Origin of the sequence: Winogradskyella sp. PG-2 (genome assembly GCF_000828715.1) — a bacterium.
Lineage (GTDB): Bacteria > Bacteroidota > Bacteroidia > Flavobacteriales > Flavobacteriaceae > Winogradskyella.
This window is the reverse complement of record NZ_AP014583.1, coordinates 3,227,526-3,246,334: the sequence shown is the minus strand read 5'-3', so window position 1 is coordinate 3,246,334 and position 18,809 is coordinate 3,227,526. Positions and strand designations below refer to the sequence as shown.

The window sequence follows — 18,809 nt, the reverse complement described above, 5'->3', positions numbered from 1 at the left end:
AAAATTGGCGAGGTGCGACAAACAGTGGGCGTTGGTATGTAATTAGTAGAAGGGCAGCGTTTGGAAAACGCGATTCTACGTGCCGTAGGCAATTAAATACCAACACTTAGATATGGTCAGTTAGAATTGAAGATATCGTATGTTAAGCGAAGTTCGTTTTTCTAAGTTAGAAAGTCAATACGTAGAACTACGTAATTTTAAAGAAAAGTTCTCTTATTTTTACTTACTAAACTATTTTTTACCTTGAAACTCAAAAAAGCAGAACTAAAAGACTTCTTAGACTCTAAAGTAGAACTCTATAATAATCCAAAATTTATTGAGAGTGATCCGATACAAATACCACATCAGTTTTCTAAAAAAGAAGATATAGAAATTGCTGGCTTTTTAACCGCTACTATAGCTTGGGGAAATCGTAAAAGCATTATTAATAATGCTAATAAAATGATGGAGCTATTAGACCACTCCCCTTTTGAGTTTATTACACAGCATCAAGACTCTGATTTAGAGCGTTTACAAGGTTTTGTACATCGCACGTTTAACAGTGACGATTTTATGCAGTTTATTAAAAGCTTGCAACATATTTATAAAACACATAATGGACTAGAAGCTGTATTTTCTATGCATGCTAAGACAGCTTCACTTCAACAAAGTATCCATGAGTTTAAAACCATTTTCTTTGAAGTACCTCATTTAGAGCGTACCAAAAAACATGTAAGTGATCCGCTTAAAAACTCTGCAGCCAAACGTATTAACATGTATCTCCGTTGGATGGTACGTAACGATAAAAATGGTGTAGATTTTGGCATTTGGAAAAGCCTCTCGCCTTCTCAATTGAGTTGCCCATTAGATGTGCATTCTGGAAACGTTGCACGCAAACTTGGACTTCTAAAACGTAAACAAAATGACGGCAAAGCCTTAGTAGAATTAGATAAAGCATTGCGACGATTAGACCCAAATGATCCTGTAAAGTATGATTTTGCTTTATTTGGTTTAGGTGTTTTTGAAGGCTTCTAAAATTACGTTTCAATTCTGTATCTTTAAGCATCGGTAAACAGATTATAAATTAAGACCATAACATGATTAAAGGACTTTATGAAACGCACTTATTTGTAGAGAACCTTGAGCGCTCAATAGACTTTTATTCTAATGTATTGGGTTTAGAACTTTGCCGTAAACGCGACGATAGACGCACAGCCTTTTTTTGGATAGGTCAACCTAAGCAACAAATGCTTGGTTTATGGGAAAAACCTAAAGATGAAATAGATATTAGACATTTTGCTTTTCAATGTGATCCTGATTGGATACTCAACGAGTCTGTTAACTTTTTAAAAGACAAAAAATTAAACTTCTGGAATTTCTTAAACGATGGCACAGAAAGACCAATGGTATTTGCTTGGATGCCAGCTATAGCAATTTATTTTAGCGATCCTGATGGACACGACCTAGAGTTTATAGGTCTTTTAGAAGGAGAATCAAAACCCGTAAAAACTATTCTTTCCTACGAAGAATGGAAAGCGCAACAAGAAACAATATAACACCTAACTTAATATATACAATATGAAATTTCGTTTCACACTACTCCTTACACTTTGCTTTGCCTTTAGTTTTTCACAAGATCTAAAAATTCCTGTGGATACAACTTATATTACTAATGGTTCTGTAACTATAAAGGGAAAACAAGTGAATTATAAAGCAGAAACTGGTTTTCAACCGGTTTGGGATGCAGAAGGTAAAATGATTGCCTCTTTATATTACACATATTACAAACGCACTAATGATGCTAAAGGAAATAACAGACCTATCATCTATTCGTTTAATGGTGGACCCGGTTCTGCTTCCGTATGGATGCATATTGCTTACACTGGTCCTAAGATTTTAAAAATTGATGATGAAGGATATCCTGTGCAACCTTATGGTGTAAAGGATAATCCTAATTCTATTTTAGATGTTGCAGATATTGTATTTATAAACCCCGTAAATACAGGTTTCTCTAGAAAGGTTGCAGGTGCTGATGGTAAAATGCCAGATGACAAATTGTTCTTTGGTGTTAATGCAGACATTAAATATTTAGCAAGTTGGATGAATACCTTTACCACACGTCATAACCGATGGGAATCACCAAAATATATTATTGGTGAGAGCTATGGTGGAACGCGTGTTATGGGTTTATCTCTAGAGCTTCAGAACAGACAATGGATGTACCTTAATGGAGTTATTATGGTATCACCAGCTGATTATAAAGTATTACGTGTTGGTGGACCATTATCATCGAGTTTAAATTTACCATACTATACTGCAGCTGCTTGGTATCACAAGATGTTACCTCCGCGATTACAATCTAAAGACTTATTAGAGATACTGCCTGAAGCCGAGGATTTTGCTATCAACAGATTAATGCCTGCACTTGCTAAAGGAGGTTCTATTTCAGATTATGAAAAAGAAGGTCTTGTGAGTAAAATGAGCTATTATTCTGGCTTGTCTGAAAAAGTAATTGCACAACAAAATTTAGATGTTCCAAATCGTTTCTTCTGGAAAGAACTTCTACGCGACTCAACTGGTGAGACTATTGGTCGTTTAGATTCAAGATATATTGGTATAGACAAGGTAGAAACTGGTACAAGTCCAGACTATAGTGCAGAATTGACTTCTTGGTTACATTCCTTTACGCCCGCTATTAACTATTATGTAAGAAACGAATTAGGCTTTAAAACTGATGTAAAGTATAATGTGTTTGGTAATGTTGGTAATTGGGACAGAACTAATGACAATACTAGAGAAAACCTTAGACAAGCCATGGCACAGAACCCATACTTAAAAATAATGACACAATCTGGTTATTACGATGGAGCAACTACTTATTTCTCTGCTAAATACTCACAATGGCAAATAGATCCTAGTGGCAAAATGAAAGATCGCATGTCTTTTAAAGGTTACAGAAGTGGACACATGATGTACTTAAGAAATGAAGACCTTATTAAAGCTAATGATGATTTAAGAGATTTTATTGAAAGCTCTCTTCCTAAAGGAAAATCAGCAAAGTATTAATAAGCTTATAGAGACACTAATTACCTAAGAAAATAAATAAGGCTTCCTAATTGGAAGCCTCATATTTTATAATAAACTAAGAAAATTTTACCCTTTTAACCAAGCTCTTCTAGTAGCCTTTTGAGCATCAGTAGCATATTCGGATTCAACTAAAGATTCACTCAACGCAGTGGCTTTGGTTAATTTAGTTTCAATTTTCATTGGCTCACCATTACGTTCTATATCCATAGTAATTTCCTGACCTTCTTGCCATCCAAACATACCACCAACAACCTGCTGTGCATTTGCTAATGTTAAATCAGCACCATTTACCTTTTTAATAATATCACCCGCTTGGATACCTTGAGATTTCCAAAACGAATTCTTTATTGCCATAGGCGAAAACTTAATTAAACCCTTTTCTTGGTCTGCATCAAAAATAATATTTTGTCCACCAGCGAAGATATAGTTAGTAGCCACTTCAGATTCTCCTAAAGTTAAACCTGCCATTGTAAAGAAATTGTTATAATTAATTGGTATATCTCCTTCTACATGTGTCATTAAAAACTCTCCTACACTTGGGTATGTCATTGCAGTAATTTCAGCAATGAGATTATCATCTACAAAGGGCTTTTCTTTTCCATATTTTGCAGATAGCTCTTTCATTAAAGACAACATACTTCTGTTGCCATCACTTTCTTTTCTCATTAAAATATCAATACACATGCCTATCAAAGCACCTTTCATATAAACATTATAATATTGCTTATCATATGGATCATCTAATACATTTTCACTCATTATAGTGAAACTCATCGCATCATCTAAATTTTTAGAAGTCGCTATTTTAGACATTATAGTATTATAAAAAGCTTGATTATCTACTAAACCTTCATACACTTGAAAATGTTGTGCAAAATACTCTGTTACACCTTCATACATCCATAAATGTTTTGAGAATGTTGGTTTGTTATAGTCAAAGTAATGCACATCTTCAGAATGTACAGAAAGCGGTGTTACTATATGAAAAAACTCATGCGCTACGACATCTACAATTGATGCGGCCAAACCTTCTTTACTAGAAGATTCAGGCAATACAACTACCGTAGAAGTATGGTGCTCTAAAGCACCCATTCCCTTAGGCGCAGTCTCAGAACCATCAGATAAGTATAAGTAAATATCATACCTTGGTGTTGTGTTTACATCACCTAAATATTCTTTCTGGGCTTGCATCATTTTATAAACAGTCTCTTTTTGACTTGCAGCTGTATGCACTTTATTTGGTGAGTATACACTCAACACAATTTTAATATCACCAACCATAAATTCTTCAACATCTAATTTACCATACATCATTGGGTTATCAGTAATATCGAAGTAACGCTGTGCAAAATAACTGCTAGTAATCGTTGTTCCATCTTCACTTGCCTTCATTCCCTTATCCTCTAAAGCTGAAGTTCTAATAAATGCAGCTGGTGCAGTAACATCTAAAGCGTATTGGTTGTTCTTTAAAGAATCGAAATAACCAATAAATCCATGTAGATTTAAAACATAGTTATCTTCTTCTATGTTAGTTCCTGCCGGAGAAAATGGTTGCTCGCCACCTATTCCACCAGTAGATTCAATATCAAACGTATCATTTACATAGTATTGAATCTTATCTAATTTAGTTCCATTAGGAACTGTCCATGTATTGCTATCAATTTTAGTGAAAGCCATTTCATTTCCATCATAATCCAAAGCTTTAAAATCATCTATATATTTTCCAAAATCGCTTATAGAATAAGTTCCTTGGACAATTCTTGGTAATCTGTAGGTTAGAGTTTCTAAAGTAAAACGACCAGGATTGATAGTTACTGGCACTTTATCATCTACTACTGCTGTTAAATCTATCGCTGTTTCAATTGGGTTACTAATTGCCAAATCATCCACTTTTGGTTTTGTTGGTCCACAACCTACCAAAATTACGCTCAAGCCTAGAATGGCTATATAATTTTTCATGTTTAAAATTTTAGTTTTTTTACTAGTCTTGCAAATCTACAATGTGTTACCCCTTAAAATCTAAAGGTTTTGTTAAATTCGCACCATGTCACAACCTCTCATTAGCATTTTAGTGCCTTTTAAGAACACAGAAGAATATATTGCCGAATGTATGGAATCTATTTTAAAACAGAGCTATACAAATTGGGAAGCTATTTTTGTTGATGATAATTCTGATGACACCTCCTATACCATTGTTAAAACCTTTTCTAAACAAGATAATCGTATAAAACCTCTTAAAAACAATAACTCTGGAATTATTAGCGCGTTGCAAACGGCATACAAGCGTTGCAAAGGTGAATACATTACTAGAATGGATAGTGATGATATTATGACACCTAACCGATTAAAATTGATGCTTAATAATCTTAAGAAACATGGCAAAATGCGTCTTGCCGTTGGACAGGTTAAATATTTTAGAGCTGATGGTTTGAGTGATGGCTTTGCACGTTATGAAAAATGGCTCAACCGATTGACAAAAACAGGAAGCAACTATTCTGAAATCTATAAAGAATGTGTAATTCCTTCGCCATGTTGGATGCTCCATCGTGATGATTTTGAAGCTTGTGATGGCTTTAATCCTGCTCGTTATCCTGAAGATTACGACTTAGCGTTTCGGTTTTACAAAGCTGGTTATACTTGTATTCCTTGCAATGATGTTCTAGTCCATTGGCGCGATTATAATACAAGAACTTCAAGAACTCATGTGCATTATGCAGAAAATTCATTTTTAGATTTAAAAGTGCATTACTTTCTAGATTTAAATTATGATGCATCTCGTCCATTAGCTATTTGGGGAGCTGGAACTAAAGGGAAAACGCTCTCCAAAATTTTGATTCAGTTAGAAATCCCTTTTTATTGGATCTGTGACAACCCAAAGAAAATTGGGAAGCACATCTATGACCAAGAGCTATTAAATTTCGATTATTTAACAGAACTCAATCATCCGCAAAGTATAGTGACTGTTGCAAATGAGCAAGCACAAGAAGACATTAAGCTTTACTTTAAGAATCAGAACATGCGATCGATGATTGATTATTTCTTTTTCTGTTAAAATTCTCAAAACCAAAATGCAGTTATCGCTTTGCATTTTCTATATTTGATTTAATTATAAGTCTACAAAAAAGGAATGCAGTTTAAACACCCAGAATTACTTTACGCTTTATTTTTACTGGTCATTCCTATTCTCATTCATTTATTTCAGTTACGGCGTTTTCAGAAGGTTCAATTTACCAACGTAAAATTTTTAAAATCTGTAAAACTACAGACAAGAAAAAGTTCTCAACTAAAAAAATGGTTGACTTTAATATCGCGTATGCTCTTACTTGCATGTGCAATCATTGCATTTGCGCAACCTTTTATTCCGAATACTGATGACTTTAATGAGGTTCAGGAAACTGTGATTTATTTAGATAATTCCTTTAGCATGCAGGCTAAAGGAAGTAATGGAACATTACTCAATGAAGCTATTCAAGACATTATTAATACACTGCCAGAAGACGAAACCATTAGTTTCTTTACTAATGACGATACCTACAGAAATACAACCGTAAAAGCATTAAAGAATGATTTAATTCAATTATCTCATTCGCCTTCACAATTAAACTATGAAGCAGCTTACTTAAAAGGCAAACAATTATTCTCTAAAAATGGTGGCTCTACAAAGAACTTAATTCTGGTGTCAGACTTTCAGCAAAATTCAAATCCTTTAAGTTTTGAAGCAGATAGTACCTTACAATTAAGGTTAGTACAGCCAAAATCAAACTTATCATCTAATATTAGTATTGATAGTCTTTATATTTCTAATACATCTGCCAAGACTTTAGATATTAATGTATCCTTATCTAATCAGTCTGCACCTATTGACAATGTATCCATTTCATTATTTAATAATGATGAGCTATTAGCTAAAAATTCTGTCACTGTTAATAAGGAAACTGAAGCTTCTTTTACTATACCAAATAATTCAGTGATTAATGGGAAATTAATTATTGACGATGCAGGTTTACAATATGATAATACGTTCTATTTTAATATTAATGAGAAACTAAAAATTAAAGTCTTAGCTATTAATAATAACACTGACGACTCGTTTCTAAAACGCATCTATACTGAAGATGAATTTGATTTTAAAAGCTTTAATCTCAGTACACTTAATTTCAACTTAATTCCTAATCAAAATTTAATTGTTCTCAACGAAATTGAGGAAGTCTCTTCTGCGCTTCAAACTGCATTAAATACATTTAAAAAAGATGGTGGCAGCATCTTAATAATACCTTCAAGTAAAATATCTTTAGAATCTTATAATCAACTATTTAAAAATAATTTAATATCGATATATAATACTATTATTACTTCTAAAACACGTATAACTTCTATCAACTATGACCACCCACTTTTAGTAAATACATTTTATTCTAAAGTGACTAATTTTCAATACCCAAATGTTGATATATCTTATCGTTTTTCTTCAAATTCTAATAGTGTATTATCCTATGAAGATGGCACTCCCTTTTTAGTTGGTAATGATAAGTTTTTTGCTTTTTCTTCAGCTTTAAACAACACTAATTCAAACTTTAAAAATTCACAATTAATAATTCCGGTACTTTATAATATTGGGTTGCAAAGTCTTAAGCTTTCAAAATTATATTATACAATTGGCAAACCTAATTCTATAGCTATTCAAACATCAATAGGACAAGATGATATCTTAACTTTAAACTCTGAAGCAACATCGGTAATTCCTTTGCAAAAAACATATAGCAAAGCGGTTGTATTAGAAACTGAAGATTTTCCCAATACGGCTGGTATTCTTAATGTAATGAATAAGAATACTGCTCTACAGAATTTAAGTTTTAATTTTAATCGAAATGAAAGTCGTCTAAATTATTATGATTTAAGCACTTTAGATACTGTTACAACAGACTCTAGTTTAGAAGCAACAATTAATACTATAAAAAGTAGCACAACTATTAATGCGTTATGGAAATGGTTTGTTATTTTTGCCCTAGTATTTTTAATTATTGAAATACTACTTCTAAAATATCTTAAATGAACGCACTCATAAAATCTGCAACCATCGTTGATTCTAAAAGTGATTTTCACAATGAAACGGTTGATATTTTAATTGAAAAAGGTCGTATTGCTAAGATTTCTAAGCGCATTTCTAATCCCAAAAATTACAGAGAGATAAAGCTAGATAACCTGCATGTATCTCAAGGTTGGTTTGATAGTAGTGTGTCTTTGGGAGAACCTGGTTATGAGGAAAGAGAAATTATTAGTAATGGCTTAAAAACTGCTGCTTGTTCTGGCTTTACAGCTGTAGCACTTAATGCTAACTCAAACCCAGTAATTGACAGCTATGCTGACATTACTTTTGTAAAATCTAAGGCTAATGATAATGCGGTGAGTTTATACCCAATTGGTGCACTTACAAAAGGAAGTGATAGTAAAGATTTGGCAGAGTTATACGATATGATGAATGCTGGTGCTGTTGCATTTTATGATTATCAAAAGCCTATTTCTAATCCTAATCTTATGAAAATTGCTTTACAATATGCAAGCAATTTTGATGGTTTGGTTTGCTCATTTCCCCAAGAATCTAAAATATCTGGAAGTGGTGTTGCAAATGAACATATTAATAGCACTAAACTTGGCTTGAAAGGAAATCCAACATTGGCTGAAGAACTTCAAGTTACAAGAGATTTATTTTTATTAGAATACACGGAAGGTAAACTACATATTCCTACTATATCTACAGCTAAATCTGTTGAATTAATAAGAGCCGCTAAGAAGAATAAACTAAATGTAACGTGTAGTGTAGCTATTCATAATTTAATCCTTACTGATGATAGCTTAGAAGGTTTTGATACTAGATACAAAGTACTTCCACCATTACGAACTCAAAACGATTGTAATGCACTAATTGAAGGGCTAAAAGATGGCACTATCGACATGGTGACCACTGATCATAATCCAATAGACATTGAAGACAAAAAGATAGAATTTGATTATGCTAAGTACGGAACTATTGGATTTGAATCTGCTTTTGGTGCGCTTCAAACTATATTTACAACTAAAAAAGCAATTAGTCTTTTAACACAAGGAAGAACTAGATACGGGATAGTTGAGACCTCAATTAACGAAGGAGAAAATGCAGATTTAAGTCTATTTAACCCTGAGACGACATACGAGTTTAGTAAATCTCATATTACGTCTAGATCTAAAAATAGTGCATTTTTAAATAGAACATTGAAAGGCGAGACTTATGGTATAATCGCTAACAACAAAATTGTTTTAAAATAATGAATCAAAATACAGTAGAAGAAGGTAAAACACTGGCATTAGTAGCCTACTTGACACTTATTGGAACATTGATAGCCTTTTTTATGAATCAGGAGAAACGCAACACGTTTACCACATTTCATGTAAGACAAGCACTTGGCTTAGGACTTCTTTATATTGCTATTGGTTATATAGTAAGTAGTTTGGATAGTATGATGGTAAGTATGTCTTTCTGGATCTTCTTTTCAGTATTATTTCTTTATGGCATTTTTGGTGCAATTACTGGGAAATTAAATAAAATACCTATGCTAGGTGATTTGTTCCAAAAGTTGTTTAAATCTCTAGGTCAATAATATGTCCACCAATTTACATTATATTACTAGGCCTTCGTCTTTAAAAGAAAATGCTCCACTTTTAATTATGTGCCATGGTTATGGAAGTGACGAGAATGACTTATTCTCTTTTGCTTCTGAATTACCAGAAGAGTTAATGATCATTTCATTAAGAGCTCCTTATCCAATGCAACCCTACGGAAATGCATGGTACGCTATAAATTTTGATTCTGAAAAAGGGAAGTGGAACGATAATGTGCAAGCGAAACAATCTGTAGATTTAATTTCTGAATTTATTGATTACGCGAGTAACACCTATGCAATAGACTCAAATAACGTTACACTTCTAGGGTTTAGCCAAGGTACTATTTTGAGCTATATCGTTGCTCTAACATATCCCAAGAAAGTAAAGAATATAATTGCACTAAGTGGTTATATTAATGAAGACATTTTACCAGAACGTATTGATAATAAGGATGTATTACATCTCAATTTCTTTTGTTCCCATGGTTCAGTAGATCAGGTGATTCCTGTGGATTGGGCAAGAAAAGCTCCTAATCTTTTAGAATCTATGGAGATTAACCATATATATAAAGAGTATCCCGTTGGACACGGAGTAGCTCCACAAAATTTTTACGACTTAAAAGATTGGTTGGTTAAAAATATTTAAATATTAATCTTAGGATACATAAAGTACTCCACCAATTTATATTTTAAATCATTGTTCTCATCAATAGAATAGGTTAAAAATATTTCTCCCCAAAATTCACCATCCGTAAAATTAGCTGCAATCCATTTATGATTCATAATTCTAATTTTATTAATCAATAATTTAGAACCTGTCATAGACACATAAGGTACAATAGGATGATCTTCCCCTTCATAGTTATTCATGTTATAAAGGCCTTCGGTGATTGCTGAAATCAACTCATCTGTATTATAGCCTTGAGCAACAAAGTAATCTAAGGCATTATCATTACGATCTATATTGAAGTAATTCAAATCAAAATTTTGCTCTTCTAAAGCAGCAATAGTCTTTTCACTTTCTGCAAATTTAGATTTATACTTTGTGATGTCTTCTTCATATTTATCGATAATGTTTTTAGAATTTACATATTGAAAAATAACAAGCAATATTGAAAAAATAAACAAGTACATAAAAATTCTACTCTTCATATCTAAATGGTAATTTGTAAGTTATCGTATGCTAAAAAAACGTTTTTTGGTAATTTTTGTTGCACCTCGTCATGAAATCCTAAATGATGACTAATATGCGTTAAGTACGCACGTTTTGGCTGTACTTTTTCTATAAAAGCTAGAGCCTCTTCTAGATTAAAATGTGAGATATGTGGTTTCACACGCAAAGCATTTACAACTAAAACGTCGAGATCTTTCAATTTCACCATCTCTTCATCAGCTATCGTCTTCATATCTGTGAGATAAGCAAAATCTTTGAAGCGATAACCAAATACTTGAAGCTTATGATGTAGACCATCAATAGGCGTAATGTTCAAGTTACCAGCTTTAAAAGGTTGGTTTATAACCTCATGCTCTATAACACTTGGTACACCTGGATACTTATCTGCAGTTGTAAAAATATAGTCAAATCGCTTTGCTAGCGCCTTAAAAACCCGTCTGTGTGCAAAAAGTGGAATGTCACCTTGTTTAAAGAAAAAAGGTCTTATGTCATCCAAACCCATGGTGTGATCAGCGTGCTCATGTGTAAAAATTACTCCATCAAGTTTTTCAACTTTTGCTCTTAGCATTTGCTGCCTAAAATCTGGGCCGCAATCCACAACAAAAGTGTAATCATCCCATTCTACCAATATAGAAACACGTAGTCTTTTATCCTTTGAATTGTCACTTAAACATACAGGATGTTCACTTCCAATAATTGGAATTCCTTGCGATGTCCCAGTACCTAAAAATGTAATTTTCAAACGAATTTCCTTTCAAACAAAAATAAGCTTATTTTTTTGTTTGCAATAGTAATTTGATACCTTTGCTTAAATGCTATAAACCCAGATCCTATGAAGGACATAACGTATAAAGGAGATGCGGATATTGAAAATATTCCCTCATTAAAAGATAAAGCCTTACGTATTAATCTTAATGCTGATATCTATGGAACTTTTGCCGAAATTGGTGCAGGACAAGAAACGGTTCGTCAATTTTTTAGAGCTGGTGGTGGTTCTGGAACCATAGCAAAAGCTATGTCGGCTTATGATAAGGATTTTAGTGATGCTATCTATGGCATTGAAGATGATAAACGCTATGTAACTGAAGCTAGACTTCGTAAAATGTTAAATCACGAAGTCAATTTAATAGAGCATCGTATTACAAGAGACAAACATCCTAATAAAATGTTCTTCTCTTATGCAAATACAGTTGCTACTATAGATTTTGCAAAAAAATACAAAGGTCATGGTTGGGTTGGTATTAAATATCAAGTAGCACCAGGTCAAGAGTATAACGATATTGTATTACACATTCGTTTTAAAGAGACTGATGCGCGATTACAGCAAGAAACTTTAGGTAAATTAGGTACTAATCTTATTTATGGTGCTTTTTACAAATACAATCAACCAAGAAAATTATTGCGTTATTTATACGATCATTTAGACCAAGATCAGTTAGAAATTGATACTATTAATTTTTCTGGACCAGTATTTAAAGACGTAGACAACCGTTTGATGAGTTTACAACTGGTTAAAAACGGAATGACAGACGCTGTTATGTTTGCACCAGATGGTAATAATGTTTTACCTGCTCGTGTGCTTTACAAAAGAAATATCTTAACACTTAGAGGAAGTTTTAGACCTGTTACTAAAGTGAATATGGACATGTTTGAGAAATCTTACGAAATGTTCATAAAAGAGAATAAAGTTGATAAAGAAAAGACGCAAGTAATTTTTGAAATTACCTTATCTAACCTAAGAGCGGAAGGTGAAATTGATGAGCAAGATTTTATGGATCGTGCAAAATTACTATGTTCTTTAGGTCAAACTGTATTAATCTCAAATTTCCAAGAGTATTACAAACTTGTGGAATACTTCTCTCAATATTCTAGAGCAAGAATGGGACTTGCGATGGGTGTAAATAACTTAATTGATATTTTTGATGAGAAGTACTATCGCCATTTAAGTGGTGGAATTCTTGAAGCCTTTGGAAAACTATTCTATAAAGATTTACGTGTTTACCTTTACCCAATGGAAAATAAAGATGGTAGCTTAACAACAAGTGAAAATCTTAAAGTGCATCCACGAATGAAAGAGCTATATAAGTTCTTTAAATACAACGGTAAAGTTGTCGATATTACTGATTTTGACACATCAAACCTATCTGTATTCTCAAGAACAGTATTGAAAATGATTGCAAATGGTGAGACTGGTTGGGAAACAATGTTGCCTGAAGGTGTTGCTAAATTAATTAAAGAGAAAAGTTTATTTGGTTGTGAATCTGAAGAGGTAATGCATAAAAATTTAAACTAAAAAAGAAAAATAAAAAATGCGACCTAGTTAGTCGCATTTTTTATTTTTATAAATTTCTAATCCGTAAGAATTTGATCTGTATGCGTTTTAGTTTTTACCTTAGTAATAACATCCTCTAAAACACCATTCTCATCAATGATAAAGGTTGTTCTATGAATACCATCATATTCTTTACCCATAAACTTTTTAGGTCCCCAAACTCCAAAAGCTTCAATAACGGCTTTATCTTCATCAGCTAATAAAGGATATTGAAATCCATATTTATTTTTAAAATTAGACTGTCGCTTAGCACTATCAGCACTAACTCCTAAGATTTCATAGCCTTGGGCTTTAAATCTATCGTAATTATCGTTTAAGTTACAAGCCTCTACAGTACATCCAGGTGTACTTGCTTTAGGATAAAAGAAAACCACTAATTTTTTTCCTTTATAATCTAATAATGAAATAGCATTTCCATCTTGGTCCTTTGCTGAAAAATTTGGTGCCTTATCACCTACTTTTAAATGCGTCATAATTGCTTAAATTTGTTTTTGTAAAAATACAACGAAATGACTAAGCAAGAAAAGGTTAAGTTTGTTATAAATACGTTAAATCAATTATATCCAGAAATCCCTATTCCTTTAGAGCATAAAGATCCATATACTTTATTAATAGCTGTACTAATGTCTGCCCAAAGTACCGATGTAAGAGTTAATCAAATTACACCCTTATTATTTGAACGTGCTGATAACCCTTACGACATGATTAAACTAAGCGTTGAAGAAATTAGAGAAATCATCAAACCTGTTGGATTATCTCCAATGAAAAGCAAAGGGATTCATGGTTTATCTCACATATTAATTGATAAACACAATGGTGAGGTCCCAAAAACTTATGAGGACTTAGAAGAATTACCAGCGGTAGGACATAAAACAGCTGCTGTGGTGTTATCACAAGCTTTTGGTATTCCTGCATTTCCAGTAGATACTCATATTCATCGTCTAATGTATCGTTGGAACCTTACCAATGGTAAAAATGTAGTTCAAACCGAAAAAGATGCCAAGCGTTTATTTCCAGAACAGCTATGGAACGATTTACACCTTCAAATTATTTGGTATGGAAGAGAATATTCACCTGCTCGTGGTTGGGATTTAGAAAAGGACATTATCACTAAAACTATAGGAAGGAAATCAGTCTTAGATGATTATTATAAAAAAAAGAATTAAAGGGTTTTGGCTTGATTATTGTTACATAGGAAAGAAACCTATCAACAATGAAAAAACTAACCGTTTTACTTGTTTTTTTTGCAATTACATCGTGCATTCCTGTAAAAGTTGCTCCAAAATTTAAGAAGCAAGATTATAAAATAATGGTCGCCAAGAAGTTTCAAAGAAAACTTCCAAGAGAAACATCTTTCATTTTTAAAGACCCAAAAAACGCTGATGAATTCTACTATTACATCAATAAGAAATATGATCTAAATAATAATGATGTTGGATTAAACACACCATTTCAACTAAATGGAGAAACCTTTTACTTATCGTATCATGAAGTTGGAAAAGATGATGAAACGGCAAATATTGGTCTAGCCTTAGTCGATTTAGTTTTAAGTGAAAAAGCTGGGTTAACAGTGTTTGAAGATAATTACAGTTCTAGAAAAGGGCATTGGTATCTTATTATAACTGTATACGATGAAGATGTAAGAAATTGTTTATTAGACAATCATCCAAAGAAATCATCAATTATTCAATATTTAAAAGACCTAAAGCAAGAGTATTTAAGCACTCAGAATTATGAAGAATTATTATTAGCAAAAAAATCCTGATGCTTTTACATCAGGATTCTTTAAAACTAATTTAGAAGTGCTTCAAACTTCAATTTATTATAATTTATAACACTTAAAGCCTTAGAATAATTCAAAAGGAAACTCACAGTTTCATCTTTTGGTATTAGGTTGTCATTTTTTGGGGTTTTCTTAGAGTAAATTTTTGCCATATTAACAATTTATAATTATTTCTAAGACTTTAACGTAACTCAATACATTTTATTGTATCAATTTGTTAAAACGATATTATTTTGCTCAATAACCTTACGCATATTAATAAGTGCATAACGCATGCGTCCTAATGCTGTATTGATACTTACACCTGTACGCTCAGAGATTTCTTTAAAACTCATATCTTGGTACATACGCATTAACAAGACTTGTTTTTGATCTTCAGGTAACTCTTCTATAACGCGTCTAACATCAGATTCTACTTGATCTTTAATCATACTCTTCTCTGCATTAAGACTTGAGTCACTTAGCACAGAAAAAATACTAAATTCACCTGCATTATCAAACTTAGGCATGCGACTGTTCTTTCTAAAATGATCTATAACTAGGTTATGTGCAATACGCATTACCCAAGGTAAAAATTTACCTTCTTCATTATATTTACCTCTTTTTAGTGTTCTAATCACTTTAATAAAAGTATCCTGAAATACGTCTTCAGTAATATCTCTATCATAAACTTTAGAATAAATAAAGCTGTAGATTCTTTGCTTGTGCCTTTTAATTAGGATTGAAAGTGATCCTTCGTCTCCTTTAATGTAGTTGCTAACCAACTCTGCATCTTGGATAAGTTCTTTTTTCATAATATTACTCTTAGTAGTAAGAAGCGGACTTCTTAACAAGGGGTTAAATTTTCTAAAGTAATATTATGCTATACGCGGTTGTTTTTTAAATGATTATGTGGTAAATATAACAACAATCATTCCACAAAAACAACATTTAATGCAAAAATTTAACATTTAATCGGATAAAATGTTCCTTTAATAGATAAAATAGATATAGTATCTTTGCAAACTTAGATATCTACAATAACCCATGAGTACTACTGTTTTAGACGTTAACCCAAAGGAAAACATCATTATTAAAGGTGCGAAATTGCACAACCTAAAAAATATTGATGTTGTAATTCCTAGAAATAAATTAGTAGTTATTACTGGTTTATCTGGTTCAGGGAAGTCTAGTTTAGCCTTTGACACCTTATATGCAGAGGGCCAGAGGCGTTATGTAGAAAGCCTTTCGAGTTATGCACGTCAGTTTTTAGGACGACTTAATAAACCAAAAGTAGATTATATTAAAGGTATTGCACCAGCTATTGCTATTGAACAAAAAGTGAATTCCACAAATCCACGTTCAACTGTTGGTACAACTACAGAAATTTATGATTATCTAAAATTATTATTCGCTAGAATCGGCAAAACCTACTCTCCTATTTCTGGAGATTTAGTAAAAAAGCATAGAACCAAAGATGTTCTTGAGCATATCACAAATTTTGAAGAAGGTTCTAAGCTCTTATTATTATCTCCAATTATCTTAGAAGAAGGTAGGAGTGTAGAAAATAAATTACAAACACTACAACAACAGGGTTATGCACGTATTAAAATAAAAAATGAGGTTTTAAGAATTGATGATGCCCTAAAAACAAAGATAAAATCTGACAAAAATCTTTTCATTGTTGTCGATAGAATTGTATTTAAAAATGATGAAGATTTTATTAACCGTTTGGCAGATGCCATAGAAACAGCATTTTTTGAAGGTGTTGGCACTTGTATTATAGAATCGTTATCAGATAATAAACAACGTGTATTCAATAATAAGTTTGAGTTAGACAATATGGTGTTTCTAGAGCCAAACGCACACCTATTTAGCTTTAATAATCCTTATGGAGCTTGTCCTAAATGTGAAGGTTATGGTGATGTTATAGGTATAGATGAGGATTTGGTAATACCAAATACAGCTTTATCAGTATACGAGAACGCAATTTTTCCATGGAGAGGTGAAAGTATGAGCTGGTATAGAGATCAACTGGTCAATAACTCTCATAAATTTGATTTCCCTATTCACAAACCTTTTTTTGAACTAAATGATGAGCATAAAGCACTTATCTGGAAAGGCAATCAGTATTTTGAAGGTCTAGATAGTTTCTTTTCAGAATTAGAATCTAAAGCATACAAGATTCAAAATCGTGTAATGCTTTCGCGCTATCGTGGTAAAACAAAATGCAATGTTTGTAAAGGAAAAAGGTTAAGAGAAGAAGCTAGCTATGTTAAGATAAATGATGCTACTATTACTGATTTAGTAGATTTACCTTTAGATGAATTATCTCAGTTCTTCAATAATTTAAAACTCAATGCATATGATACTAAAATCGCAAAACGTCTTCTTACAGAAATTAATACACGTTTAGAATTTTTATCTAATGTTGGTTTAAATTATTTAACCTTAAACCGTAAATCTAACACCTTATCTGGTGGTGAAAGTCAACGTATAAACTTAGCAACTTCTCTTGGTAGTAGTCTCGTTGGCTCAATGTATATATTAGACGAGCCAAGTATTGGCCTTCATCCAAAAGATACTGAGCGTTTAATCAATGTTTTAAAGTCATTACGAGATTTAGGCAATACGGTTATTGTTGTTGAGCATGATGAAGACATTATGAAAGCGGCAGATGAGATTATTGATATTGGACCAGAAGCAGGAACTTTTGGAGGCAACGTTGTTGCCGTTGGTGATTTTAAAGACATTTTAGTTTCGGATACTTTAACGGCGAAATACTTAAATGGTCAGTTAGAAATTGAAGTGCCTAAAAAACGACGAACTTCCAAGTATCAAATCGATATTGTTGGTGCTCGTGAAAACAATCTGAAAAATATTGATGTAACATTTCCATTAGAGATGCTTACCGTTATTACTGGTGTATCTGGTAGTGGAAAAAGTACTTTAGTGAAGAAAATATTATTCCCTGCAATACAAAAAAAGTTAACTGGATTTAGTGATAAAGCTGGTCAGTTTACCGAAATGAAAGGTAATCACAGTATTGTGCAGCATGTAGAATTTGTGGATCAAAATCCTATTGGACGGTCATCACGCTCAAACCCTGTGACATACATAAAGGCCTATGATGATATTAGAGCTTTATTTGCCTCTCAAAAATTAAGCAAAATAAGAAATTATGCTGCTAAGCATTTTAGCTTCAATGTAGATGGTGGACGTTGTGAGACTTGTAAAGGTGAAGGCGAAGTTACTATAGAAATGCAGTTTATGGCAGATGTGCATTTAACTTGCGATACTTGTGGTGGGAAACGCTTTAAGAAAGAAGTTCTTGAAGTTAATTTTGAAGGTAAATCCATAGATGATATTCTTAATTTAACTATAGATGATGCTATAGACTTCTTTAAAATAAATGGGCAAACTAAAATTGAAAACAAACTACAACCATTACAAGATGTAGGTTTAGGTTATGTCACCTTAGGTCAGTCCTCTTCTACCCTTTCTGGTGGTGAAGCACAACGTATAAAGTTGGCAACATTTTTAGGAAAAGGAAGTAAAAATAATAATGCACTTTTTATTTTTGATGAACCAACTACTGGTTTACATTTTCATGATATTAAGAAGTTATTAAAATCATTACATGCATTAATTGCAAAAGGACATTCTATTATAGTTATTGAGCACAATATTGATTTAATTAGATGTGCTGATTATATTATAGATTTAGGTCCAGAAGGTGGCAAAAATGGTGGGCAATTAGTTGCAGCTGGTACTCCAGAAGAAATTGTAAAGGATAAGAAATCTGTTACTGGTAAATATCTTCTAGAAAAACTATAA

18 protein-coding genes are annotated in these 18,809 nt (G+C 32.5%); 12 read left to right on the top strand and 6 right to left on the bottom strand.

The window, feature by feature from the left end; translation table 11 throughout:
• Positions 1-243 precede the first annotated feature (243 nt).
• The 3 genes from WPG_RS14615 (at position 244) to WPG_RS14605 (ending at position 3,045) form a co-directional block, all read left to right on the top strand.
• Positions 244-1,014 carry a TIGR02757 family protein gene (locus WPG_RS14615; protein WP_045474031.1) on the top strand — a complete coding sequence of 257 codons (771 nt, stop codon included), beginning with the start codon at positions 244-246 and terminating at the stop codon, positions 1,012-1,014.
• A 62-nt stretch (positions 1,015-1,076) separates the two neighbouring features.
• Entirely contained in the window at positions 1,077-1,535 is a 459-nt protein-coding gene (locus WPG_RS14610; RefSeq protein ID WP_045474029.1) for a VOC family protein, read from the top strand.
• Between the two features lie 22 nt (positions 1,536-1,557).
• Positions 1,558-3,045 (top strand): S10 family peptidase, encoded by a 1,488-nt coding sequence (locus WPG_RS14605; protein ID WP_045474027.1) that lies wholly within the window; start codon positions 1,558-1,560, stop codon positions 3,043-3,045.
• An 87-nt stretch (positions 3,046-3,132) separates the two neighbouring features.
• Here the strand turns inward: WPG_RS14605 and WPG_RS14600 are convergent, their stop codons facing one another.
• Complete coding sequence (locus tag WPG_RS14600) at positions 3,133-5,025, bottom strand: peptidase M61 (RefSeq protein ID WP_045474025.1); 1,893 nt, start codon at positions 5,023-5,025, stop codon at positions 3,133-3,135.
• An 85-nt stretch (positions 5,026-5,110) separates the two neighbouring features.
• Here WPG_RS14600 and WPG_RS14595 point away from each other — a divergent pair, with 85 nt between their 5' ends.
• The 5 genes from WPG_RS14595 (at position 5,111) to WPG_RS14575 (ending at position 10,350) form a co-directional block, all read left to right on the top strand.
• Positions 5,111-6,118, top strand: a complete 1,008-nt coding sequence (locus tag WPG_RS14595) for a glycosyltransferase family 2 protein (protein WP_045474023.1) — start codon at positions 5,111-5,113, stop codon at positions 6,116-6,118.
• Between the two features lie 75 nt (positions 6,119-6,193).
• Complete coding sequence (locus WPG_RS14590) at positions 6,194-8,119, top strand: BatA domain-containing protein (protein WP_045474021.1); 1,926 nt, start codon at positions 6,194-6,196, stop codon at positions 8,117-8,119.
• On the top strand, positions 8,116-9,369 hold the full coding sequence (locus WPG_RS14585; RefSeq protein WP_045474019.1) for a dihydroorotase: 1,254 nt from the start codon (positions 8,116-8,118) through the stop codon (positions 9,367-9,369). The genes WPG_RS14590 and WPG_RS14585 overlap by 4 nt, the downstream gene beginning before the upstream one ends.
• Positions 9,369-9,701: a membrane protein gene (locus tag WPG_RS14580; RefSeq protein ID WP_045474017.1), complete on the top strand. Its 333-nt coding sequence runs from the start codon at positions 9,369-9,371 to the stop codon at positions 9,699-9,701. Before WPG_RS14585 ends, WPG_RS14580 begins: the two co-directional genes overlap by 1 nt.
• Before the next feature lies 1 nt (position 9,702).
• Positions 9,703-10,350 (top strand): alpha/beta hydrolase, encoded by a 648-nt coding sequence (locus WPG_RS14575; RefSeq protein ID WP_045474015.1) that lies wholly within the window; start codon positions 9,703-9,705, stop codon positions 10,348-10,350.
• Here WPG_RS14575 and WPG_RS14570 read toward each other — a convergent pair.
• A complete protein-coding gene (locus tag WPG_RS14570) occupies positions 10,347-10,856 on the bottom strand; it encodes a hydrolase (RefSeq protein WP_045474014.1) in 510 nt (169 codons plus the stop codon). The genes WPG_RS14575 and WPG_RS14570 overlap by 4 nt on opposite strands.
• Positions 10,857-10,858: 2 nt before the next feature.
• Entirely contained in the window at positions 10,859-11,620 is a 762-nt protein-coding gene (locus WPG_RS14565; RefSeq protein WP_045474013.1) for an MBL fold metallo-hydrolase, read from the bottom strand.
• Between the two features lie 90 nt (positions 11,621-11,710).
• On the opposite strand from WPG_RS14565, the gene WPG_RS14560 reads away from it, so the two are divergent.
• Positions 11,711-13,171 (top strand): hypothetical protein, encoded by a 1,461-nt coding sequence (locus tag WPG_RS14560; RefSeq protein ID WP_045474012.1) that lies wholly within the window; start codon positions 11,711-11,713, stop codon positions 13,169-13,171.
• Positions 13,172-13,227: 56 nt separating this feature from the next.
• On the opposite strand, the gene bcp is transcribed toward WPG_RS14560, so the two are convergent.
• Positions 13,228-13,683 carry a thioredoxin-dependent thiol peroxidase gene (gene bcp, locus WPG_RS14555; protein ID WP_045474011.1) on the bottom strand — a complete coding sequence of 152 codons (456 nt, stop codon included), beginning with the start codon at positions 13,681-13,683 and terminating at the stop codon, positions 13,228-13,230.
• Between the two features lie 36 nt (positions 13,684-13,719).
• On the opposite strand from bcp, the gene WPG_RS14550 reads away from it, so the two are divergent.
• Together WPG_RS14550 and WPG_RS14545 are read left to right on the top strand one after the other, a co-directional pair.
• Positions 13,720-14,376 (top strand): endonuclease III domain-containing protein, encoded by a 657-nt coding sequence (locus WPG_RS14550; protein WP_045474006.1) that lies wholly within the window; start codon positions 13,720-13,722, stop codon positions 14,374-14,376.
• A 47-nt stretch (positions 14,377-14,423) separates the two neighbouring features.
• Positions 14,424-14,975 (top strand): hypothetical protein, encoded by a 552-nt coding sequence (locus WPG_RS14545; RefSeq protein WP_045474004.1) that lies wholly within the window; start codon positions 14,424-14,426, stop codon positions 14,973-14,975.
• Between the two features lie 26 nt (positions 14,976-15,001).
• Here the strand turns inward: WPG_RS14545 and WPG_RS18255 are convergent, their stop codons facing one another.
• Complete coding sequence (locus WPG_RS18255; protein ID WP_171817192.1) at positions 15,002-15,145, bottom strand: hypothetical protein; 144 nt, start codon at positions 15,143-15,145, stop codon at positions 15,002-15,004.
• Positions 15,146-15,202: 57 nt separating this feature from the next.
• The gene (locus WPG_RS14540; protein WP_045474002.1) at positions 15,203-15,787 is read right to left on the bottom strand and encodes an RNA polymerase sigma factor; all 585 of its coding nucleotides are present in this window, start codon (positions 15,785-15,787) and stop codon (positions 15,203-15,205) included.
• 232 nt (positions 15,788-16,019) lie between these two features.
• Here WPG_RS14540 and uvrA point away from each other — a divergent pair, with 232 nt between their 5' ends.
• The gene (gene uvrA / locus WPG_RS14535; protein ID WP_045474000.1) at positions 16,020-18,809 is read left to right on the top strand and encodes an excinuclease ABC subunit UvrA; all 2,790 of its coding nucleotides are present in this window, start codon (positions 16,020-16,022) and stop codon (positions 18,807-18,809) included.